At 69.1% G+C, this 22341-nt stretch carries 20 protein-coding genes; 9 read left to right on the forward strand and 11 right to left on the reverse strand.

The genetic code is table 11. The features are described from left to right. Positions 1-398: 398 nt before the first annotated feature. From WYO_RS10415 to WYO_RS10430, 4 genes are all read left to right on the forward strand, one after another. Positions 399-1643: an MFS transporter gene (locus tag WYO_RS10415; RefSeq protein ID WP_007562044.1), complete on the forward strand. Its 1245-nt coding sequence runs from the start codon at positions 399-401 to the stop codon at positions 1641-1643. 505 nt (positions 1644-2148) lie between these two features. Beyond that, positions 2149-3441: an MFS transporter gene (locus WYO_RS10420; RefSeq protein ID WP_007562046.1), complete on the forward strand. Its 1293-nt coding sequence runs from the start codon at positions 2149-2151 to the stop codon at positions 3439-3441. Positions 3442-3448: 7 nt separating this feature from the next. After that, positions 3449-4669, forward strand: a complete 1221-nt coding sequence (locus WYO_RS10425) for a CoA transferase (RefSeq protein WP_007562048.1) — start codon at positions 3449-3451, stop codon at positions 4667-4669. 17 nt (positions 4670-4686) lie between these two features. Next, positions 4687-5499: an enoyl-CoA hydratase/isomerase family protein gene (locus tag WYO_RS10430; RefSeq protein WP_007562051.1), complete on the forward strand. Its 813-nt coding sequence runs from the start codon at positions 4687-4689 to the stop codon at positions 5497-5499. A gap of 10 nt (positions 5500-5509) precedes the next feature. On the opposite strand, the gene WYO_RS10435 is transcribed toward WYO_RS10430, so the two are convergent. After that, positions 5510-5977 carry a YbaK/EbsC family protein gene (locus WYO_RS10435; RefSeq protein WP_007562053.1) on the reverse strand — a complete coding sequence of 156 codons (468 nt, stop codon included), beginning with the start codon at positions 5975-5977 and terminating at the stop codon, positions 5510-5512. A gap of 291 nt (positions 5978-6268) precedes the next feature. On the opposite strand from WYO_RS10435, the gene WYO_RS32370 reads away from it, so the two are divergent. Continuing rightward, positions 6269-6400, forward strand: a complete 132-nt coding sequence (locus tag WYO_RS32370) for a hypothetical protein (RefSeq protein WP_007562055.1) — start codon at positions 6269-6271, stop codon at positions 6398-6400. Between the two features lie 188 nt (positions 6401-6588). Here the strand turns inward: WYO_RS32370 and WYO_RS10445 are convergent, their stop codons facing one another. The 4 genes from WYO_RS10445 to dctP all read right to left on the reverse strand — a co-directional run bounded on the left by WYO_RS10445 (position 6589) and on the right by dctP (position 9987). Continuing rightward, positions 6589-6852, reverse strand: a complete 264-nt coding sequence (locus WYO_RS10445) for a hypothetical protein (RefSeq protein WP_007562057.1) — start codon at positions 6850-6852, stop codon at positions 6589-6591. A 74-nt stretch (positions 6853-6926) separates the two neighbouring features. Beyond that, the gene (locus tag WYO_RS10450) at positions 6927-8279 is read right to left on the reverse strand and encodes a TRAP transporter large permease (protein ID WP_007562059.1); all 1353 of its coding nucleotides are present in this window, start codon (positions 8277-8279) and stop codon (positions 6927-6929) included. Next, positions 8279-8968, reverse strand: a complete 690-nt coding sequence (locus WYO_RS10455; protein WP_007562061.1) for a TRAP transporter small permease — start codon at positions 8966-8968, stop codon at positions 8279-8281. The genes WYO_RS10450 and WYO_RS10455 overlap by 1 nt, the downstream gene beginning before the upstream one ends. Further along, positions 8965-9987 carry a TRAP transporter substrate-binding protein DctP gene (gene dctP / locus WYO_RS10460; RefSeq protein ID WP_007562063.1) on the reverse strand — a complete coding sequence of 341 codons (1023 nt, stop codon included), beginning with the start codon at positions 9985-9987 and terminating at the stop codon, positions 8965-8967. The genes WYO_RS10455 and dctP overlap by 4 nt, the downstream gene beginning before the upstream one ends. A gap of 196 nt (positions 9988-10183) precedes the next feature. Between dctP and WYO_RS10465 the strand changes: the two genes are divergently transcribed. Both WYO_RS10465 and WYO_RS10470 read left to right on the forward strand, forming a co-directional pair. Continuing rightward, the gene (locus tag WYO_RS10465) at positions 10184-10837 is read left to right on the forward strand and encodes a GntR family transcriptional regulator (protein ID WP_007562065.1); all 654 of its coding nucleotides are present in this window, start codon (positions 10184-10186) and stop codon (positions 10835-10837) included. 113 nt (positions 10838-10950) lie between these two features. Continuing rightward, on the forward strand, positions 10951-11892 hold the full coding sequence (locus WYO_RS10470) for a class I SAM-dependent methyltransferase (protein WP_007562067.1): 942 nt from the start codon (positions 10951-10953) through the stop codon (positions 11890-11892). Here WYO_RS10470 and WYO_RS10475 read toward each other — a convergent pair. From WYO_RS10475 to WYO_RS10500, 6 genes are all read right to left on the reverse strand, one after another. Next, on the reverse strand, positions 11868-12548 hold the full coding sequence (locus WYO_RS10475) for a GntR family transcriptional regulator (RefSeq protein WP_007562069.1): 681 nt from the start codon (positions 12546-12548) through the stop codon (positions 11868-11870). The two genes, WYO_RS10470 and WYO_RS10475, sit on opposite strands and share 25 nt — an antisense overlap. Positions 12549-12608: 60 nt before the next feature. Then, positions 12609-15509, reverse strand: a complete 2901-nt coding sequence (locus tag WYO_RS10480; RefSeq protein WP_244424137.1) for an FAD-binding and (Fe-S)-binding domain-containing protein — start codon at positions 15507-15509, stop codon at positions 12609-12611. A gap of 375 nt (positions 15510-15884) precedes the next feature. Beyond that, positions 15885-17690 carry an IlvD/Edd family dehydratase gene (locus WYO_RS10485; protein ID WP_007562073.1) on the reverse strand — a complete coding sequence of 602 codons (1806 nt, stop codon included), beginning with the start codon at positions 17688-17690 and terminating at the stop codon, positions 15885-15887. A gap of 11 nt (positions 17691-17701) precedes the next feature. Further along, positions 17702-18436, reverse strand: a complete 735-nt coding sequence (locus WYO_RS10490) for an SDR family oxidoreductase (protein ID WP_007562076.1) — start codon at positions 18434-18436, stop codon at positions 17702-17704. 90 nt (positions 18437-18526) lie between these two features. Next, on the reverse strand, positions 18527-19294 hold the full coding sequence (locus WYO_RS10495) for an SDR family oxidoreductase (protein WP_007562078.1): 768 nt from the start codon (positions 19292-19294) through the stop codon (positions 18527-18529). Between the two features lie 69 nt (positions 19295-19363). Continuing rightward, the gene (locus WYO_RS10500; RefSeq protein ID WP_039902689.1) at positions 19364-20065 is read right to left on the reverse strand and encodes a GntR family transcriptional regulator; all 702 of its coding nucleotides are present in this window, start codon (positions 20063-20065) and stop codon (positions 19364-19366) included. A gap of 119 nt (positions 20066-20184) precedes the next feature. Here WYO_RS10500 and WYO_RS10505 point away from each other — a divergent pair, with 119 nt between their 5' ends. Beyond that, positions 20185-21444 carry an ABC transporter substrate-binding protein gene (locus WYO_RS10505; protein ID WP_007562084.1) on the forward strand — a complete coding sequence of 420 codons (1260 nt, stop codon included), beginning with the start codon at positions 20185-20187 and terminating at the stop codon, positions 21442-21444. A gap of 7 nt (positions 21445-21451) precedes the next feature. Continuing rightward, a complete protein-coding gene (locus tag WYO_RS10510) occupies positions 21452-22327 on the forward strand; it encodes a branched-chain amino acid ABC transporter permease (protein ID WP_007562087.1) in 876 nt (291 codons plus the stop codon). Positions 22328-22341: the final 14 nt, after the last annotated feature.

Raw genomic sequence — 22341 nt, forward strand, 5'->3', positions numbered from 1 at the left:
GGCTGGCTGTGCCGTCTCGCCAAGGTGAGGGGCCTTCACGAAAATTTGCCTGACCATCCCACGCGCCGCCTTATCCTGATATGTGGGGCGAAGCGTAGCCCTCCTTTGAAGCCTCTGCCGCGCTGCGGCGCCTCATGATAGGGGAGGGCGCGGGTCGTGCGCGGCGCGGGCTGCCGTCCGCCGGATCCTTGCGCGCGCAAGGACGGGTGAGGCGATTGAGGGCCACGCTGGGGCCGCCTCCGATCCTTCGAAGCTGGCACGCATGCTGCATTGCGGTTCAGGCCGCGCCTGCTGCGGCGGTGGAGCAACGGCGCTCTCAAACAGCGGACGGTGTGAGTCCGGATCCCCGGCATGAGCGACCGCGTGGCGGTTCGCCTCTCATAAGACGAGCACCTGCTATGGCCAGCTTCAAGACGGCGATGAAGTCGGGTCACCCCCCGACGCTGTTCGCGGCGTTCCTCTACTTCGATTTCTGCTTCGCGATCTGGGTCCTGAACGGCGCCATGGGCCCGTTCATCACCGAGACCTACAAGCTCACCCCGGCCCAGACCGGGTTCATGATCTCGCTGCCGATCCTCGCCGGGGCGCTGATGCGCTTCCCGCTCGGGATCCTGGCCCAGTATATCGGCCGCAAGAACGCGGCGATCACGGAGATGACCGTGATCATGATGGCGATGGCCTACGGATACTTCGTGGTGTCGTCCTACAACGACGTGCTCGCCATGGGCGTGCTGCTCGGCATCGCCGGGGCCTCCTTCGGGGTGGCTTTGTCGCTCGGCTCGGGCTGGTTCCCGCCGGAGCACAAGGGGCTGGCGATGGGCATCGCGGGCGCCGGCAATTCCGGCACCGTGCTGGCCGTGCTGTTCGCCCCGCCGCTGGCCCAGGCCTATGGCTGGCAGACCACCTACGCCTTCGCCGGCGTGGTGATGCTGATCCCGCTCGCGGTCATGATCGTGTTCGCCAAGGAGCCGCCGGACAACGCCCACCAGTCGTTCAAGGAGCACGTCTCCTGCCTGTTCACCAAGGACGGCTGGGCGTTCTCGCTGATCTACGTGATCACCTTCGGCGGCTTCGTCGGCTTGTCGAACTTCCTGCCGACCTTCTTCTACGAGCAATTCTCCGTGACGAAGGTCGAGGCTGGGCGGCTGACCATGCTGGCCGCCTTCATGGGCTCGGGCATCCGGATCGTCGGCGGCTACTACGCCGACCGGATGGGCGGGATCGCGGTCCTGTCGGTGGTGCTGCTCGCAGCGATCGCCACCTTCCTGTCGCTGATGGCGACGCCCTCGCTCGCCGTGACCACGCTGCTGTTCATGCTGTGCTTCGCGGCCCTCGGCGCCGGCAACGGTGCCCTGTTCCAGCTCGTGCCCCTGCGCTGGCCGACCAACACCGCGGTCGCCGGGTCGATGATCGGCGAGGTCGGGGCGCTCGGCGGCGCGATCCTGCCCAACGTCATGGGCCTGTCGAAGCAATATACCGGCTCCTTTTCGCTGGGCTTCATCGGCTACGCGGTGTTCACCGCCGCGGTGCTCGGCTGCCTGATGCTCTGGCAGCGCAAATGGGTGGGCAGCTGGGTCGGCCCCCGCGGCAAGGCGCTGGGCACCGAGACGGAGACCGGGCAGCTGCAGCCGGCCACGGTCTGAGCAGGATCCTGAGCGGGGAGGTCGTGGAGATCCACGCCTCCTCTTCATCCTGAGGCTTCAGCATCGAACTTATCATTCCGAGCTCCGCTTTGCGGTCCCGGAATGACGGCGTGGTGCTTGAGCTGTCTCTGCGAGGGCTTGTGTCGGCCACACGCACGATAGCCTACGGCAAACACCCCAACGGACAGAGCGTCCACACATCGCACGGCTGGCTGGAGGGGTCGCTCGGATGCGGCGCCGCACGATAAGATCGTCGGTGAGAGAGGCCGCGTTCGGACCCGCTCCGAGCATCTGCACTTCCTCAATCGATAAACCGAAACGGGAGCCCCACGGCTCCCGTTTCGCGTTTCCGCCGACAGATTGAATTCGTGCCCACCCCCCTCGACGCACGGTTGCCTTCCGGTGCAAGAGGCGTTTGAATAACGAATACCAAAGAGCGCCCGTCCCCGTGACGAGGCGCCGGGCGACCGGAAAACGCGGCGCCGTCAGAGCGGAGGAACCGTCGATGCTCAAGCGCATGAGCGCCACCAATGGCGTGCTCGGCCTGCTCTGCGTGATGTATTTCATCACCTATCTGGACCGGGTGAACATCGCGACCGCCGGCGCCGAGATCATTCGCGAATTCGGCATGTCGAAGACCGATTTCGGTCTGATCCTCTCGGCCTTCGCCTATCCCTACGCGATCTTCCAGGTCATCGGCGGCTCGGTCGGCGACAAGTTCGGCGCCCGGCGCACGCTCCTCGTCTGCGGCATGATCTGGGCCTCGGCCACGATCCTCACCGGCTTGGTCGGCGGGCTGATCAGCCTGTTCCTGGCGCGGGTGCTGCTGGGCTTCGGCGAGGGCGCGACCTTCCCGACCGCGACCCGGGCGATGCAGAACTGGACGGCGCCGGGCAAGCGCGGTTTCGCCCAGGGTATCACCCACGCCTTCGCCCGGCTCGGCAACGCGGTGGCGCCGCCGATCGTGGCGTTCCTGATGTACCATTTCGGCTGGCGCACCAGCTTCGTGATCCTGGGCGGGGTCAGCTTCGTCTGGGTCGCGATCTGGTACCTGTATTTCCGCGACGACCCGTCCGATCACCCGACCATCACGGCCAAGGAGCTCGAGGCCCTGCCGCCGCCCAAGAAGGTCGGGGCCAAGCAATCGGTGCCGTGGGGTGCGCTCACCCGGCGCATGCTGCCGGTGACGATCACGTATTTCTGCTACGGCTGGACCCTGTGGCTGTTCCTCGGCTGGCTGCCGAGCTTCTTCAAGGAGAATTACGGCCTCGATCTCAAGAACTCGGCCCTGTTCGCCTCCGGGGTCTTCTTTGCCGGCGTCGTCGGCGATACGGTCGGCGGCATGCTGAGCGACTCGATCCTCCATCGCACCGGCAACGTGAAGCTCGCCCGCCTGTCGGTGATCGTGGTGGGCTTCCTCGGCGCGGCCGCGAGCCTGGCCGGGGTCTTCCTCACCCGCGACCTGACCCTGGTGGCCTTGCTGCTCTCCTCCGGCTTCTTCTTCGCCGAGCTGGTGATCGGGCCGATCTGGTCGGTGCCGATGGACATCGCCCCGAAATATGCCGGCACCGCCAGCGGGCTGATGAATACCGGCTCGGCGGTGGCGGCGATCGTCTCGCCGATCGTGTTCGGGCTGATCGTCGACCTGACCGGCAGCTGGACCTTGCCCTTCGTCGGCTCGGTCGGGCTCTGCCTGCTCGGCGCCGCCCTGGCCTTCACGATGCATCCCGAGCGCGAATTCGTGGATCCCGTCACCGGGCCGGTCGGCCCCGTGGCGACCGTGCCGGCTGGGGAGTAGCGCCGCGATGGCGGAACAGACGGGACGTTCGGGGCCGCTTGCCGGCATGCGGGTGATCGAGCTGGCCCACATCATGGCCGGCCCGGTCTGCGGGCTGATGCTCGCCGACATGGGCGCGGAGGTGATCAAGGTCGAGAAGATGGAGGGCGACGACACCCGTCGCACCGTCCCGCCGGCGCTCGAGGGCGAGAGCGCCGCCTACATGATGATGAACCGCGGCAAGCGCGGCCTCAGCCTCGACCTCAAGAACCCCGACGGCGTCGCGGTGCTGCGCCGCCTGCTCGCCAATGCCGATGCGCTCATCGAGAATTACCGCGGCGGCACCATGGAGCGGCTGGGCATCGGCTACGAGACCCTGCGGCAGGAATTCCCGGCCCTGGTCTATTGCTCGCTCTCGGGCTTCGGCCGCACCGGGCCCTATGCCGACCGGGCCGGGTTCGACCTGGTCGCGCAGGGCATGAGCGGGCTCATGTCGGTGACCGGGGAGGGGCCCGGCCGCCCGCCGATGAAGTGCGGGCCGCCCGTGACCGACATCACCGCCGGGATCCTGGCCGCCATGGGCGTGCTCGCGGCCTATGCCCACCGGCTCAAGACTGGGCAGGGCCAGGCGGTGGACACCTCGCTGTTCGAGGCCGGGATCACCCACACCTACTGGCAATCGGCCATCGCCATGGCAACCGGCATCGCCCCGGGACCGATGGGCTCGGCCCATCCGCTGAACGCGCCCTACGAGGCGTTCGAGACGGCGGACGGCTGGATCACCATCGGGGCAGCCAACCAGACCAACTGGCTGCGGCTGCTCAAGGCGATCGGCTCGGAGGCGCTCGCCGAGGATCCGCGCTTCGCGCTCAACCGCGACCGCATGGCCAACCGTCACGACCTCGCCGCCACCCTGGCGCCGATCTTCAGGGCGGAGACGTCCGAGGCCTGGCTCGCCCGCCTCGAAGCCGGCGGCGTCCCGGCGGGGCCGGTGCTCGACGTCAACGCCATGCACCGCGATCCGCAGACGCTCGCCCGCGAGATGGTGGTGGAGGTCGAGCACAGCCGGGTCGGCCGGATGAAGACGCTGGGCCTGCCGGTGAAGTTCTCGGACACGCCCGGCCGGGTCCACGGCCCGGCGCCGTTGCTCGGCGAGCATTCCCGGGCGATCCTGGCGGAAGCCGGCTACACCGCCTCCGAGATCGACGGCCTGATCGACCGGGGCGTGGTCCGCGAGACCGTGGCCTGAACCCCAGAGGACCTGCGATGAGTGCCACGCCCGCCACCGACGAGCTGCTGTTCACCACCGACGAGGCCGGGATCGCCCGGATCGTCCTCAACCGGCCGCAGGCCCGCAACGCGCTCACCTTCGCGATGTACCAGGGGCTGATCACCTGCTGCGAGGCGATCGCCGCCGACCCGGCCGTGAAGGCGCTGATCATCACCGGCGCCGGCGACAAGGCCTTCGCGGCCGGCACCGACATCGCCCAGTTCCGCGGCTTCGCGACCGCCGACGACGCGCTGGGCTACGAGCGCTTCATGGACCGGGTGCTCGGCGCCCTGGAGCGGCTGCGGGTGCCGACCATCGCGGCGATCGCGGGCGCCTGTACGGGCGGCGGCGCGGCCATCGCGGCGGCCTGCGACCTGCGGGTCGCGACCCGCGACGCCCGGTTCGGCTTCCCCATCGCCCGGACGCTCGGCAATTGCCTGAGCCAGGGCAATCTCAAGCGGCTTTCCGGGCTGATCGGCCCGGCCCGGGTCAAGGACATCATCTTCACCGCTCGGCTCGTGGGCGCCGAGGAGGCGCTGGCCATCGGCCTCGTCGGCGAGGTCGTGGACGATTGCGCGGCGCTGACCGTCCGGGTCGACGCCCTGGCGCAGCTCCTGGCCGGCCACGCGCCGCTGACCATGCAGGCCACCAAGGAAGGCTTGCGCCGCCTCGCCGAGGAGGAGCCGACCGCCGACGGCGCCCCGCATCCCGGCGATGACCTGATCCTGATGTGCTACATGAGCCAGGATTTCCGCGAGGGCATGGAGGCGTTCCTGGGCAAGCGCACCCCGGCCTGGAGCGGGCGCTAGGAGCCGCCGCTCACCCCGGCTCCTGGCAGACATCGACCCAGGCGGCTCCCGTCAGCGTTGCCATGCGGTCCGGTGCGATGCGGACCGCACTGTGGGTGCTGCCGGCAGCGGGGACGACCTCGTCGAAGGCCTTCAGCGACACGTCGCAATAGACCGGCAGCGGCGCGATCAGCCCGAACGGGCAGACCCCGCCGACCGGGTGGCCGGTCGCCGCCTCGACCTCGGCGAGGTCGAGCATCCGGACCTTGCCGCCGAACACGGCCTTGGCCTTCCTGTTGTCGAGCCGCGCGTCGCCGCGGGTGACCACGAGGGCGACCTGGTCGCCGATCCGGATCGACAGCGTCTTGGCGATCTGTGCGGGGGCGACGCCGTGGCCGGCAGCGGCCTCGGCCACGGTGGCGGTGCTGGTGGTCAGCTCGATCACCGCGATGTCGGGCGCCCTCTCGGCGAAGAACGCCCGGACAGATTCGAGGCTCATGCAAGTGTCCCTGAAATAGAGGCGGCCCGAGCGGCGATGCGCGCCAGATCAGCCACGCATTATGGCAAAGCTTGTGCCGTCCGCCAGGGCCGTTCAAAGGGTTGCGGCCGAACAGGCTTCGCGTGGTGAGGACACTATCTTTTGCGGTCGTTCGGGCGCAGGCTCGCCGCATTACCGGAACGGCGGCTTCAGGCTCCGGTGACTGCGGATCGTAGGTCCCCGCCTGTGACGGGCGGCCGTACGGGTCGGCCCGGCGCAAAAAACCGCCGTCACGCTCCGGAGGACGGCCCCATGAGCATCGAGAAGCAACGCGGCAACCGCGAGACGAAGAAGCCGAAGAAGCCGGTGCCGAAGATGAACGCTGCGGCCCCGTCCCAGAAGAACACCGTCGCGTCGGTTGTGAAGCGGTCCGAGGGGCGCTGAGCCGGATCGCAGCCCGGGGCGCCGTTGCGGTCCAAGAACACCCGCGGCTCCGGGTTGCTTCGCCGCGCTCGCAATGACGGGATCGGCGCTGTCGAGGCGAGCGAGATCCGAGATGCTCTCCTCGTCCTGAGGTGGCGCCTGCTTTGCGGGCGCGTCTCAGGATGAGAGCGTGCGCGGGAGACGCGCGCTCACCCCTTCATCGGCCGTGCCTGCAAAATCGCCGCCCGCACGAACGGCCGCTTCAACAGGGTGCCGACATTGGCCCGGCCGACGAATTCCTGCGCCCCGGGATGGCTGCGCACCGCCTTGACCAGGTTGAGGCGGTGGCCGCTGCGGAAGCGGTAGGGTTCGGACACTGCCCCGCTCAGGAACGCCTCGACGCTGGCGTCGATCTCGTCCTCGGCGATCACGTTCGCCGTGCGCAGCATCTGGATGGTCTGAAGGTCGGTCATCGTCGTTAGATAGGGCGGCGGCGCCGGTCACGCAGCCAAGGTTACCGGCGCCGCCATTCGCGGGGAAGCCTTTCCTACCGCGTCGTCGCCAGCAGCAGGTCCGGCAGCCACATGGCGATGCCCGGGACCAGGCACAGGATCAGGATCGCCACCGCCATCAGCATCACGAAGGGCAGGGTGCCCCAGATGATGTCCGAGAGCGGGATGTCGGGGGCGATGTTCTTGATGACGAAGATGTTCAGGCCCACCGGCGGGTGGATCAGGCCCATCTCCATGGTGATGGTCATCACCACGCCGAACCACACCAGATCGAAGCCCGCGGCCTTGAGCGGCGGCAGGATGATCGGCGCGGTCATCAGGATGATCGAGACCGGCGGCAGGAAGAAGCCGAGCACGATCACCAGGGCGAGGATCGTCACCAGCAGCACCCAGGGCGAGAGCTGCATCGCCACGATCGCGGCCGCGGCCGATTGCGACAGGTGCAGGTAGCTCATCACGTAGGCGTAGAGCAGCGACATGCCGATGATCAGCATCAGCATGGTCGATTCCCGCAGGGTCGCGACCAGGATCGGGCTGACGTCCCGGAACCGCCAGACGCCGTAGATCGCCGCGATCAGGCCGAGCGCCAGCAGGCCGCCGAGGCCGGCCGTCTCGGACGGCGTCGCGTAGCCGCCGTAGAGCGCCACCATCACGCCGGTGAGCAGGACCACGAAGGGCAGCACCCGCGGCAGCGTCGAGAAGCGCTGGGCCATGCTGTACTGCTCGTCGGCCAGGATCGGCGAGGCCGGGCCGCCGCGCTCCACCACCGCCTTGGCGGCGGAGAATTCCGAGCGGAACCGATACATCGCCCAGGCGGCGAACAGGGCGACCAGCAGAAGCCCCGGCCCGATCCCGGCCAGGAACAGGCGCCCGAGCGATTGCTCGGAGGCGACCGCGTACAGGATCATGGTGATCGAGGGCGGCAGCAGAATGCCGAGCGTGCCGCCGGCCGCGATGATCCCGGCGGCGAAGCCCGGCGAGTAGCCGCGCTTGCGCATCTCCGGAATGCCGGCCGATCCGATCGCCGAGCAGGTCGCCGGGCTCGAACCCGCCATGGCGGCAAACAGCGCGCAGGCGAAGACGTTGGCGATGCCGAGACCGCCGGGAATGCGGTGCATCCAGGCATGCATCGCCGAGTAGAGGTCCTGGCCCGCCCGGGACCGCCCGATCGCCGCGCCCTTCAGGATGAACAGCGGGATCGACAGCAGGGTGATCGAGGCCATCTCCTCGTAGACGTTCTGGGCCACCGTATCGAGGGAGGCACCCGGCATGAACACGACCATGAAGGCCAGGGCCACGGCGCCGAGCGCGAACGCGATGGGGATGCCCGACAGCATCGCCCCGAGGGTGGCCCCCGCGTAGAGGAAGCCGATCGCCGCCGTGCTCATCACTTCACCCTCGCGTCGATCGTCTGGCCCATCGGATCGGGCCCCCGGGGCGTGACCCCGGGCGCGCCGTGCATGTCCTTGTTGACGTCGGCGCCGATGCCGATCTTCGGCTTGGCCCAGCCGGCCGCCCGAGGCCCGTAGAGCAGCGCCTCGGCGATCTGCAGGATGAACTGAAGGCACAGCAGGCTCATGCCGGCGGCCATCAGCGTGTAGGGGATCCAGAGCGGCGGCCCCCAGGTCGATTGCGAGGTCTGGCCGTCGATCCAGGCCTCGTGGTCCAGCGTCCAGCTCTTCCAGGCGAAGAACGCGCAGAAGGCGAGGCTGACCACGTCGACGAAGATCAGCCGCATCCGGTTGACCGCCGGCGGCAGCAGGCCGGTCAGCGCCTCGATCGCGACGTGGCCGCGCTTGGCCTGGACCCCGGCGGCCGAGAAGAAGGTCGCCCCGACGATCAGGAAGACCGCCATCTCGTCCTGCCAGTCGGTCGGCTCCTTCAGCAGGTAGCGGACGACGACGCTGTGGCTCAGCACCAGGCAGGCCGCGACGAGGCAGAGCCCGCCCAGCCCGAGGATCACGCGGTTGATGCCGCGTAGCGCCCGGTCGAAGAGGCCGAGCAGGCCGGGGAGCCGGGGCTCCTCCGCGCCTTTCGCATCCGGGATCGCGGTGGCCGCGTCGAAGCCGTGGCTCACGCGACCTGCTCCGCGAGCTTCAGCAGTTCCGCGCAGCTCGCGTTGCGGCCGGCATAGTCCTTCCAGGCTGTCTCGCGGGCGAGCTCGCGCCACTGGCCGAGCACCTGCTCGTCGAGCTGCGAGACCTTGGCGCCGGCCTTGGAGAAGATCTGCTCGACCCGGGTGTCGTCCTCCTTGGCCCCGGTCTGGCCGAAGGCTTCGAGCTCCGCGCCCACCGCCATGATCAGGTCCTGCTGGTCCTTCGGCAGGCCGGAGAACACGGTCTTGGACATCATGATCGGCTCGAGCATGAACCAGTAGGAGCGCTCTCGACCCGAGGTCAGGGCCTTCGACAGTTCTTCCAGCCGGAACGAGATCAGGCTGGTGGACGAGGTGATCACCGCGTCGCAGGCGCCGGTCTGCATGGCCGCGTAGGATTCGTTCGACGGGATCGAGAGCGTCGCGGCGCCGGCCTGCTTCATCATCAGGTCCATCTCGCGGGAGCCGCCGCGGACCTTCATGCCCTTGGCGTCGGCCGGCGCGACCAGCGGCCGCTCGCGGCTGGCGACGCCGCCGGCCTGCCAGACCCACGAGACCAGGACGATGCCCTTCGATTCCAGCAGCTCGGTCAGCTTCCGGCCCACGGGCGCCGACTTCCACGCCACCGCCTGGGCGTAGGAGGTCACCAGCGCCGGCATCAGGCCGATATTCAGCTCCGCCACCTCGCCGCCCGCGTAGGGGCTGGGGTAGAGCGACATGTCGAGGGCGCCCTTGCGCATGGCGCCGAACTGGGCGTTCGTCTTCATCAGCGACGAGCCCGGATAGACCTGGACCTCCAGGGCGCCCTGCGAGCGCTCGTTGATCGCCTTGGCGAATTTCCGGCACATGCGGTCGCGGAAATCGCCCTCGTCGATCGTCCCGCCCGGGAACTGGTGCGACAGCTTCAGGGTCGTGGCGGCCTGGGCGGCGCCGAGGCCGAATCTCAGGATGGCGGGCGCCGTGAGGGCGGCCGCGACCAGCGTGCGACGTGTCGGCGTCATTGCTCTCTCCCGCGCCGCACTCTTGGCGGCAATGATTTTGTGCGCCGCAATATTGTCTTGCAGTGCTTGTATGCAAGAAAAACCGTCTTGTATATTTTGTCAACGGTGGAGCATATTTGATTGGCATCAAGCCCGGCGGTGAGCCAGGGATCGGGCAGATGCGGCGCCGGCCTGTCGGCGCGGAGGGACCGGAGGGATGAGTCACGCCCAGCGGCTGCGGCAGCGGATCGAGGACGAGATCGTCTCGGGCGAGCTCGCCCTCGGGTCGCGGCTCGACGAGAACCAGCTCGCGGCGCGCTTCGGAGTCTCACGCACCCCGATCCGGGAGGCGCTGCTCCAGCTCGCCGCCACCGGCCTCGTCCAGGCCAAGCCGCGGCGCGGCGCCATCGTGAGCGCGCCGGAACCGCACCTGCTGCTCGCCATGTTCGAGGCCATGGCGGAGATGGAAGCCGCCTGCGGCCGGCTCGCCGCCCGCCGCCTGGTTCCGGAGGATGCCGAGGCCCTGCAGGTCGCGCTCGCCGGCTGCAAAGCGGCGATGGCCCAGGAGGATACCGAGAGCTACTACGCCGAGAATTACGTGTTCCACACGGTGGTCTACCGGGCGAGCCGCAACGCCTTCCTGGCCGAGCAGGCCCTGTCGCTGCATCGCCGCCTGGCGCCTTACCGCAGGTTGCAGCTGCGGGTCCGCCAGCGACTCCCGCAATCGCTCGCCGAGCACGAGGCGATCGTCGCCGCGATCGTCGCCGGCGACGAGATCCGCGCGGCCGAGGCCCTGCGCAGCCACGTCATTGTCCAGGGCGACCGCTTCACCGATCTGGTCGCCGGCCTTTGGGCGCCGAACGCTGCCTGAGCCGGCGAATGCGCGCCCTATCGTGCGCACCGGGACGATTGCGTAGCCCCGCGTTCTGACTCGACTAGAAGTTGCAGCTTGAGCAAGGTCGCCTCGTGAGAGCGAGGACGGGCATGCTGAAGGACATCGTGAGAAGCGCGGGGCGCCGGGCCGGCGTCGACATCTTCCGGGCGAGCACGGAGCCGTTCCGCTGGAGCCACACGGTCCACGATTACCACCCGGTGGTGCCGTCCTCCCGCTGGACGCCCGGCAGCCCGCCGCACGGCCAGCTCCGCTCGATCCTCGCCCGGGAGAGCGTGGCCTACGAAGCCTTCCTCGACGCGCTGGAGGGCCAGGCCGACCTGCTCCACAGCATCCCGCACGAATCCCGCGTCGCCGACCCTGTGACGCCGCACTGGAACAACACCTGGTTCACCGCGCTCGACGCGGCCGCCTTGATGACGATGCTGGCTTGGAAACGGCCTGCTCGCTACCTCGAGATCGGCTCCGGCTGCTCGACCTGCTTTGCCCGCTACACGATCGACGCGCTGAACCTGCCGACCACGATCACCTCGATCGACCCGATGCCTCGGCGGGAGATCGACGCGATCTGCGATCAGACCCTTCGCGCGCCCCTCGAAGGCTGCGACCTCACACTCTTCGAAGAGCTGCGGGCCGGGGACATCGTCTTCTTCGACGGATCGCACCGCTCCTTCGCAAATTCCGACGTGACGGTGTTCTTCTTCGAAGTGATGCCGCGGCTCGCGCCGGGCGTGATCGTCCAGATCCACGACATCTTCATCCCGGACGACTACCCGGCCGCGTGGAACTGCCGCCTCTACAACGAGCAGTACCTGCTGGCCGCCATGCTGTTATGCGGCGCCCCGCCGTTCCGGGTGACCGCCCCGGTGATGTATCTCTGTCAGGATCCGGCGACGAGCGCCCGGGTGAAGGCGGTCTTCGCCGCCCGCGGCGCCCGCCCCGACATCCCGTTCCTCTACCCGAACGATTCCCGCACGCCGGGCGCCTCGTTCTGGTTCGAGATGACCGCTCAGCCGGCCTCTGCGACCCCGTAATTGGCGGCGATCACGGACTTCTTCCCGCGGATGTGCTCGCGCATCAGCACCGCCAGGGCGGCCCCGTCCCGGGCGCGCAGCAGCGCGATCATGCGCTCGTGCTCCGACACGGCCCGGGCCCATTGGTCCGGAGTCTGCCGGGCGGAGTAGCGCGACCGCTGGATCCGGCCCGACAGGCTCTCGTAGATGTTGGCCAGCACGCCGTTGCGGCTGGCCGCCATGATGCCTTCGTGGATCCGCCGGTTGTAGCTGAAATACCCGGCCTCGTCGCCGCTCTTCCAGGCCGCCACCATCGCGTTGTGATCGACCTCGATCGCGTCGATCTCGGCCTCGGAGATCGTCCGGCAGGCGAGGTCGCCGGCGGTGGCCTCGAGCCCGGCGATCACCTCCATCATCTCCTCGAGTTCCGTCTCCGAGATGCTGGCGACCCGCGCCCCGCGGTTCGGCAGCAGCTCGAGCAGCCCCTCGGTCGCCAGAATCTTGATGGCCTCCCGCAGCGGCGTGCGCGAGATGCCGAAGCGCTCGGTCAACTCGCCCTCGTTGATGCGCGCCTTGGGCTCCATCTCCCCGGAGCGGATCAGTTCCCGCATCCGGTCCGCCACCTCGTCATGGAGATAGCGGCGGCTGATTCCGATGCCGGTGTCGATTTTGTTCATGAGCCGACGGTGCACGCAAGGTCAAAGCAACCCGTCCGGCATGTGTAGGTGCACGACAATTCAGTGTCGAGGCAGGGGGGCGTGCACGAGAGCGTCATCGAGAACGCGCGCCACGTGTTGAGCCTCCAGCCCCAAGCCGTCGTGGATCTGGTGGCGACAGCTGGTCCCATCGGCCACGACAAGGTCATCCGGCCCGGCCGCGCGCAGCGCCGGGAACAGCGACAGCTCCGCCATGGCGAAGGAGGTCTCGATCGTCTCGGACCCGTAGCCGAAGGCGCCGGCCATGCCGCAGCAGCTCGACTCGATGACCCGCACATCGAGGCCCGGCACCGACCGCAGCACGGTCTCCACCGAGCCCATCACGCCGAACGATTTCTGGTGACAATGCCCGTGCAGATGGGCGACCCGGCCGCCCTGGTCCGCCAGCGGCAGCGCGATCCGGCCGGCCGCGAGGTCGCCGGCCAGCAATTCCTCGAACAGCAGCGACTGCCTGGCCAGCAGCGCTGTGTCCTCGCCCGGCAGCAAGGCGGAGAACTCGTCCCGGAAGGTCAGCAGGCAGGACGGCTCCAGGCCGACCACCCGGGCGCCGGCCCGGACGAAGGGCAGCAGCGTGTCGAGGGTCCGGCGCGCCTCGGCGCGGGCCCGGTCGGTCTGGCCCGAGGCCAGCCAGGTCCGGCCGCAGCAGAGCGGCCGCCGCCCGCGCGTCGGGTAGGCCCGGTGGATGCGGTAGCCGGCAGCGTGAAGAACCCGCTCGGCGGCTTCCAGGTTCTCCCGCTCGAAGGCGCGGTTGAACGTGTCGCCGAACAGGATGACGTCGCGGAAATCCCCGGTCACGTCGCCGGGATGGGCCGCCTCGCCCTGCTCGCTCCACGGGCGGCGCCAGCGCGGCAGCGAGCGCTTGGCCGAGAGCCCGACCATCCGCTCCGACAGGGCGGCCAGCGCCGGGTGCCGGTCGCGCAGGTTGAGGAGCGGCGCGAGCTTGGCGGCGATCCCGGCGTAATGCGGCATCAGGCCGATGATCCGGTCGCGCAGGGGCAGCCCGTGGCGGGCATGGTAGTGGTGCAGGAACTCGACCTTCATCTTGGCCATATCGACGCCCGTCGGGCATTCCCGGCGGCAGGCCTTGCAGGAGACGCAGAGGTCGAGGGTGCGCTTCATCGCCTTGCTGGTGAAGGCGTCGGGCCCGAGCTGGCCCGAGATCGCGAGGCGCAGGGAATTGGCCCGGCCGCGGGTGAGGTGCTCCTCCTCCCGGGTCGCCCGGTAGGATGGGCACATCGCGCCGCCGGCGAGCTTCCGGCAGGTGCCGTTGTTGTTGCACATCTCGACCGCCGCGCCGAAGCCGCCCCAATCCGACCAGTCGAGGGCGGGCTTGAGCGGCTCCGTCACCGCGTAATCAGGCTTGAACCGGAACAGGCTCCGGTCGTCCATGGTCAGCGGGCGGACGATCTTGCCGGGATTGAGCCGATTCTCCGGGTCGAACGCGTCCTTCACGGTCTCGAAGGCGCGGGTCAGGACCGGGCCGAAGAGCGGGGCGATGTATTCCGAGCGCGAGATCCCGTCGCCGTGCTCGCCGGAATAGGAGCCTTTGTAGCGGCGCACCAGCTCGGAGGTCTCCTCCGCGATGGCGCGCATCCGCTTCACGTCGCCTCCGTCCTTCATGTCGAGGATCGGTCGGACATGGAGGCAGCCAACGGAGGCGTGGGCGTACCAGGTGCCGCGGGTGCCGTGCCTGGTGAAGACGTCCGTCACCGCATCCGTGTAATCGGCGAGGTGCTCCAGCGGCACCGCGCAATCCTCGATGAACGAGACCGGCTTCGCGTCGCCCTTCATCGACATCATGATGTTGAGGCAGGCCTCGCGCACTTCCCAGACGGAACGCTGGCGCGCCGGCTCCAGGATCTCGACGACGGCGTCCGGGAAGCCGTGATCGGCCATGCAGGCATCGAGGCGCTTCAGGTCGCGCTTCAGAACGGCAAGGTCGTCCCCGGCGAATTCCGCCAACAGCAGGCAGTTCGGCTTGCCGCGGGTGATGTCGGCGAGCGTGGTCCGGAACAGGGGGATGTCGGCGCCCAGCACCAGCACGTTGTTGTCCACCAGCTCCACCGCCACGGGGTCGAGGGCGACGATATGCTGCGTCGTCTCCATGGCGGCCCGGAACGACGGGAAGTGGCAGACACCCATGACCCGGTGGGCCGGCAGGCGCGACAGCTTGAGGGTCACCGAGGTCGTGGCGGCGAGCGTCCCCTCAGAGCCGACGAGGAGATGCGCGAGATTCGGGCGCGGCTCGACCAGGGCGTCGAGATTGTAGCCACCCACGCGCCGCTGCACCTTCGGGTAGCGGGCCTCGATCTCGTCGCGGTGAAGCACGGCGAGGGCGCGCATGCGCTCGGCCAAGGATTCCGCGTGCGCCGAGCCGGTCACCCCCGAACTCGCATTGCCGGTCAGGCCGAAGCCGAAGGCCTCACCGCCCGGCAGCAGCGCGTCCATTGCCAGGACGTTGTCGCTCATCTTCCCGTAGCGCAGCGAGCGGGCGCCGCAGGAATTGTTGCCGGCCATGCCGCCGATGGTGCAGCGGGTGGCGGTCGAGGGTTCCACCGGGAAGAACCAGCCATCGGCCTTTACGCGGCTGTTCAGCCGCTCCAGCACCATGCCGGGCTCGACCGTGATGGTGCCGGCCTCCGGGTCGTAGGCGCGGATGCCGTTGAAGTGGCGCGAGCAATCGACCACGAGGCCGGAGCCGATCGGCTGGCCGTTCTGCGAGGTGCCGCCGCCGCGCAGGATCACCGGCGCGCCGTGATCGGCGGCGATCCGCAGGGTCGCGGCGATGTCGGCGGCCGAGCGCGGCAGCACCACCCCGGCCGGCATGATCTGGTAGATCGAGGCATCGGTGCTGTAGCGGCCGCGGGTGAACGCGTCGAACCGCGCCTCCCCCTGCAACTGTTCCGCGAGCTTGCGGGCCAAGCCCCCGTCCAGACGCGCCGCCGCGCGCGGCGAGGCCGCACTTCGAGCCTTGGCTTGCGTCACGGCCGATCCCTCCCGAGGGCGCGTCCCCGCCCGTCGGGAGAATTGTATTCAAAATTCAACGAAGAGGGAACGGGCGGTTGAGGGAGGGACCTTTGGGCACACCCTGTCGATGTCGCCGCCTGCGGCTTGTCTCGACGCCCAAGCGATCCGCCCTGTCATCCCGGGCCGCATAGCGGAGCCCCGGAATGACACAGTGATCTCTCCTACCGCGGATACAAAATCTCAGCCCGTAAAGAGCTCGGAAATGCCAGGGTTGCGCAGCAGCGTAGTCGTCCCTGCTGTCGCCGAATGTTCTTCAGCCGCAAGCCCGCCTCAGTGATTGTCCCGTGGCACGCCCGACGTCTGCGCCACCTTCTGGAACTTCACCGCCCCCTTCAGCACCATGCCCTCGTTGAGCTGAGCCACCTGATCCCGGTAGATCTCCTGCCAGGGCGTCTGGGTCGCCGGGTAGGGGAAGCCGCCCCGGCTCGCCAGATCGGACCGGCGGCGCTCCAGCTCCTCGGGCGGGAGCAGGATGTCGGCGCGGCGGGTGTTGAGGTCGATGCGGACCCGGTCACCGGATTGAAGCAGCGCCAGGCCGCCGCCCACCGCCGCCTCCGGCGAGGCGTTGAGGATCGCGGGCGTGCCCGAGGTGCCGGATTGGCGACCGTCGCCGATGCAGGGCAGGGAGGTCACGCCGCGGCGGATCAGCTCGCCCGGCGGCTGCATGTTCACCACCTCGGCCGCGCCGGGATAGCCGACCGGGCCGGCGCCGCGCATGATCAGGACGGTGTTCTCGTCGATCCCGAGCGCCGGATCGTCGATGCGGTGGTGGTAATCCTCCGGCCCGTCGAACACGACCACGGGGCCCTCGAAGGCCATCGGGTCCTCGGGGTTGCGCAGGTAGCGGGCGGCGAATTCCTCCGAGATCACGCAGGTCTTCATGATCGCCGAATCGAACAGGCTGCCCTTGAGGTTGAGGAAGCCCGCCCGCTCCATCAGCGGCGTCTCGTAGGCCCGGATCACCTCGCGGTTCCAGCTGTGCCGGCCGCGATAATTCTCGCCGACGGTCAGCCCGTTGCAGGTCGGCGCCTCGGTGTGGACCTTCCCGGCCTCGATCAGCTCGGCGAAGACGGCCGGCAGGCCGCCCGCGCGGAAATACTCCTCGCCGAGCCAGCGGCCGGCGGGCTGCATGTCGACCAGCAGCGGGATCTCGAAGCCGACCCGCTCCCAGTCGTCGCAGGTCAGCGGCACGCCGATATGCTTGGCGATGGCATTGATGTGGATCGGCGCGTTGGTCGAGCCGCCGATGGCGGCATTGGCCACGATCGCGTTCTCGAACGCCTCTCGGGTCAGGATGTCGGAGGGCTTGAGATCTTCCCAGACCATGTCGACGATGCGCAGGCCGGTGGCGTAGGCCGCCTGGCCGCGCTCGCGATAGGGCGCGGGGATCGCCGACGAGCCGGGAAGCGCCAAGCCGAGCGCTTCGGCGAGCGCGTTCATGGTCGAGGCCGTGCCCATCGTGTTGCAATGGCCCGTGGACGGCGCCGAGGAGCCGACGATGTCCATGAATTGCTGGAAGTCGATATCGCCGGCGGCGTGGCGCTCGCGAGTCTTCCAGACGATCGTGCCCGAGCCGGTCAGCTCCTTCTGGAAATAGCCGTTGAGCATCGGCCCGACATTGAGCGAGATCGCCGGAATGTTCACGGTGGCGGCCGCCATCAGGCAGGCCGGCATGGTCTTGTCGCAGCCGGTGAGCAGCACGACCCCGTCGAGGGGATAGCCGTACAGGACTTCGACCAGCGAGAGGTAGGCGAGGTTCCGGTCCAGGGACGCGGTCGGCCGTTTCCCGGTCTCCTGGATCGGGTGGCACGGGAACTCGAAGGCGACGCCGCCCGCCGCCGTGATGCCGTCGCGGACGCGCTTGGCCAACTCCAGATGGTGCCGGTTGCACGGGGACAGGTCGGAGCCGGTCTGGGCGATACCGATCAGCGGCTTGCCGGACCGCAGCTCGGCGGGCGTGAGCCCGAAATTCAGGTAGCGCTCGAGATAGAGCGCGGTCATGCCGGGGTTGTGGGGATTGTCGAACCACGCCTTCGAGCGCAGGTCGGCGGGGGTCACGCGGCGCTTCTCGCTCATGGTCGAAATCCTCAGATCGTCATGCCACCGTCGATGGAATAGCTCTGGCCGGTCACGAAGGCGGCCTCGTCGCTCGCCAGGAACACCACCAGCGGGGCGATCTCCTCGGCCTTGGCCAGCCGGCCCATGGGCTGGCGGGCGATGAAAGCCTTGCGGGCCTCCACGGGGTCGTCGAACGCGTTGATCCGGTCGGCGAGGGAGGGCGTGTCGACCGTGCCCGGGCAGACGCAGTTGCAGCGGATCCCGCGGCCCACGTAATCCGCCGCCACCGACTTGGTCAGGCCGATCACCGCGGCCTTGGTCAGCCCGTAGACGAAGCGGTTCGGCAGGCCGCGCAGCGAGCCGGCGACGCTCGCCATGTTGACGATACTCCCGGCGCCCGCCTCAAGCATCCGTGGCAGGACCGCGCGGATCGTCCAGAACTGCGACCGGACGTTGAGGTTCACCGCGAAGTCGAAATCGGCATCGCTGGCGTCGAGCACCGTGCCGGCATGGACGTAGCCGGCGCAGTTGAACAGCACGTCGATCCGGTCGAGCGTGCCGGCCACCGCCTCGATTTGCGCCCGGTCGAGCACGTCGAGGGGCGCGGTGGTGACGTTCTCCACGCCGTCGAAGGTCCGCAGCGCCTCTGCCCGGACGTCGGTGGCCAGCACCCGCGCGCCCTCGCGCGCCATCGCCAGGACGCTCGCCCGGCCGATGCCCTGGCCGGCGGCCGTGACCAAGGCAGTCTTGCCCGAAAGACGCATCTCCCGATCCTCCCAGTCTCGCGGTCGTGGTGCCGCTCCGGTCTCAGTCTGCCGCGGTCCGCGCCGCGGCGTCACGTGTCGCGCGGCCGATCAGGACAGCATCCGGGTATCGCCGTCGATGGAGATCGCCTGCCCCGAGATGGTCCGGCCCCGGGGTGAGCAGAGCAGCAGGATCTGGTCGGCCAGCTGGCGGGCGGTGACGTAATCCTTGACCGAGACGAACGAGAAGGCGCGGGCCTCCATCTCGGCAAAGCTCGTGCCCTGCTGCTGCGCCTTGGCCTCCAGGACCCGGCGCTGCCGGTCGCCAGCCACCAGGCCGGGCAGGATCGCGTTCACCCGGATGCCGGCCTCGCCGAGCTCGATCGCCAGGGACTTGGTGAAGCCGATCACCCCCCATTTCGCGGCCGCGTAGGGGCTGCGCAGGCCGAAGCCGAACTTTCCGGCCGCCGAGGACAGGTTGACGATCGAGCCATTGCCGCTCGCGCGCAGATGCGACACCGCGAGCCGGGCGCAGTTGAACTGGCTGGTGAGGCAGACCGTCAGGCAGCGGTCCCATTCCTCGGGGGCGATCTCCTCGACCCGCCCGGTCGGCCCGGCGATGCCGGCATTGTTGACGAGCACATCGAGGCCGCCGAGATGCTCAACAGCCTGATCCATCATGGCGGCGACCTGCTCACGGTCCGCGACATCGGTCCGGCTGCGGCCGACCTCGGCGGGCAGCGTCGCGAGCGCCGCCTCGTCGATGTCGCAGGCGAAGACCCGCGCGCCTTCCTCGAGAAACGCATCGACGATGCCGCGACCGATGCCGGCCGCGCCCGCCGTCACGAGCACGCGCAGGCCGGCGATTCCCAGATCCATATCGTCCCTCCCATCTTCGCATCGTCGCGAACGGCGGTTGCCGGGTTTCGCGATGATGCGCACCCAAAGCTACGTGTCCCGCAGGCCGCCGCGGTACATGATGAATTCGGCCGCCTCGCGGATATCGGCCGCCAGCGCGGCGGCAGCCGCCGGCCCGTCGCCGGCTTCGATCGCCGCCAGCGCCTCGGCGTGCCGCCGCAGCGCGAAACCCTGGAGCAGCCGCTCCGGATGGGCGCGCAGGTCGAGGTTGATGACCGGACCCGCCTTCAGCCACAGCCGGGCGATGATCTCGTGCAGGGGCGCCAGGCCGCAGGCCGCGTAGATCGCGAAATGCAGGTCGCGGTTGAGCCGGACGGCCTGGGCGCTGTCGGGCCGCGCCGATTCGGCCTCGGCGCGAAACGCCGCCTCGGCCCGGCGGATCGCGGCGAGGTCCGCCTCGCTCCGGCGCTCGGCTGTGCGCGCGGCGGCCATGCCTTCGATCGCCATGCGGGTCTCGGCGAGCGCCCGGAAATCCTGCGCCGTCATGATCGGCACCCGGATCGCCCGGGTCGCCGCGACTTCGAGGACACCGTCGGCCACCAGGCGACTCACCGCCTCGCGCACCGGCATCACGGAGACGCCGAGCGCCGCCGCGCTCTGGCGCAGGGACAGCCGGTCGCCGGGCGCCAGACGCCCGGAGGCGAGCAGGTCGGCCAGGGCCTCGTAGGCGGTGTCGGCGAGGGTGCGCCGTTCGAGCTGGGGCAGTTCGGCCAGGGCCGACATGGAACTCATGTGCCGACACTAGACGAATCCGGCACTATCGCGCTAGTGATCTGTGATCACAGTTCGGGTGAGGGCCACCAGAGCCCACCAAAAATGCCCGGCTGGAGGAAACGCACGGGAGCGGAACGATGACGGATCGGTTCGGGGATTCTCTCTCACGCCGCAGCCTTCTGCGGGCCGGCGGCGCGGCCCTCATCGCCCCGGCGCTCGGGAGCCCAGCCCTGTCCCAGGGACAGTCCGACGTGATCCGGATCGGCCACCTGACCCCGCGCACCGGGTTCCTCGGGCCGCTCGGCGAGTTTGCCGTGCAGGCCGCCCAGCTCGCCGTGGAGGAGATCAACGCGAGCGGCGGCATCGCCGGCCGCAAGGTCGAGCTCCTGTCGGAGGACAGCGTCAATCCGCAGACCGCCTCGGCGAAGGCCGAGCGCATGGTCCAGCGCGACCGCGTCGCCTGCCTGGTCGGCGAGATCAACTCGGCCTCGGCGCTCGCGATCAGCCAGGTGGCGCAGCGGGAGAAGGTGCTGTTCATCAACACCGGCGCGAACTCGGACGCGCTGCGCGGGGCGGATTGCAAGCGCTACCTGTTCCATGTCGAGGCGCAGAACACGATGATGGTCCGCGCGGCCGGCCGCGCCCTGGTCGAGAAGGGCCTGATCAAGGGCAAGAGGGTCTACGCGCTCACCGCCGACTACGCCTTCGGCCACGACCTGCTGAAGCAGGCCAAGAAGTTCTTCATCGCCAACGAGGCGACCATCGCGGGCGAGGACCTGATCCCCACCGAGCTCACCGACTTCTCGCCCTTCCTGCTCAAGCTGCGCCAGGGTCGGCCGGACCTGGTGATCTGCAACCTCGCGGGCGCCCAGATCACCAACTTCCTCAAGCAATACAGCGAGTTCGGCCTGCCGTTCCCGGTCGCGGGCTTCGGGTTCGATACGGCGCTCGCCTGGGGCGCCGGACCCGGCAACTTCCTCGGCACCTGGCCGGTGATCTGGCATCACCGGATCGACTCGCCCTCGGCCCAGAAATTCGTGGCGGCGTTCCGGGCCAAGTACAAGAAGCCCCCGGAGAACCAGGGTTGGGGCGACTACACGGCGATGAAGATCGTCGCCCAGTCCATGAACGAGCTCAAATCGACCGATTCCACCAAGATCGTGGAGCATCTCGAGAAGGGCGCGACCTTCGACATCGCCAAGACCCGGGAGGGCTATTTCCGGCCCTGGGATCACGAGCTGATGCAGGAGATGTACGCGATCACCGCCCTGCCAGCGGATCAGGTGAAGAATCCCTACGACATCTTCACGGCCACCGGGCCGCTGCCCGGTGCCGGCGAGAACCTCGAGGTCCTCGCGACCACCCGCGACGAGAACGCCTGCACCTTCCCGGCGTGAGGCGGCCATGCAGCTCGTCTTCATCCTGGAGCAGGTGCTCAACGGCTTGCTGATCGGCGTCCAGTACCTGCTGATCGCGCTGGGCCTGTCGCTGATCTTCAGCCTCGGCGGGATCGTGAATCTCGCCCACGGCGCCTTCTACGCCATCGGCGCCTACCTGACGGTGATGCTGACCCCGACGATCGGGTTCGGCGGCGCCCTCGTCGCCTCGCCGCTGCTCGTCGCGGTGCTCGGCCTCGCGATCGAGCGGTTCCTGCTCCGGCGGTTCTACCGAGGCGATCCGACGCTGGGGCTGCTCCTGACCTTCGGCCTCGCCATGGTCGCCGAGCAGGCCCTGCGCATGGCCTTCGGGGCGGCGCCGCTGCCCTACGGGATCCCGAGCTGGCTGCGCGGCCAGGTGTTCATCGGCGACCTGATCTATTCGCGCTACCGGCTGTCCATCCTGGTGGTGGCATTGGCCTGCGTCGGCGGCCTGTGGCTGCTCCTGACCCGCACGAGCTTCGGGCGTGTGGTCCGGGCCGGCGTCCAGAACCCCGACATGGTCGCTGCGCTGGGCATCTCGCTGCGGCCCTACATGACCGCCGTCGTGACGATCGCCGTCGGTCTCGCCGCCCTCGCCGGCACCATGATGGCGCCGGTGACCGGCGTGCATCCCGCCATGGGCGCCGAGATCCTGACCTTCGCCTTCGTCGTCGTGGTGATCGGCGGGCTCGGCTCGTTCTGGGGCGTCGTCTTCGCGGCGCTGATCGTCGGCGTCGTCCGGGGGCTCACCGCCTACGCCTACCCGCCGGCCACGGAGGCCGCGGTCTACGGCCTGATGGTGCTCGTCCTGCTGCTGCGCCCGCGCGGCCTGTTCGGCGAGCAGATCGCCCGATTCGAGTAAGCGGGAGCAGCCCC

Origin of the sequence: Methylobacterium sp. GXF4 (assembly GCF_000272495.1) — a bacterium.
Lineage (GTDB): Bacteria > Pseudomonadota > Alphaproteobacteria > Rhizobiales > Beijerinckiaceae > Methylobacterium > Methylobacterium brachiatum.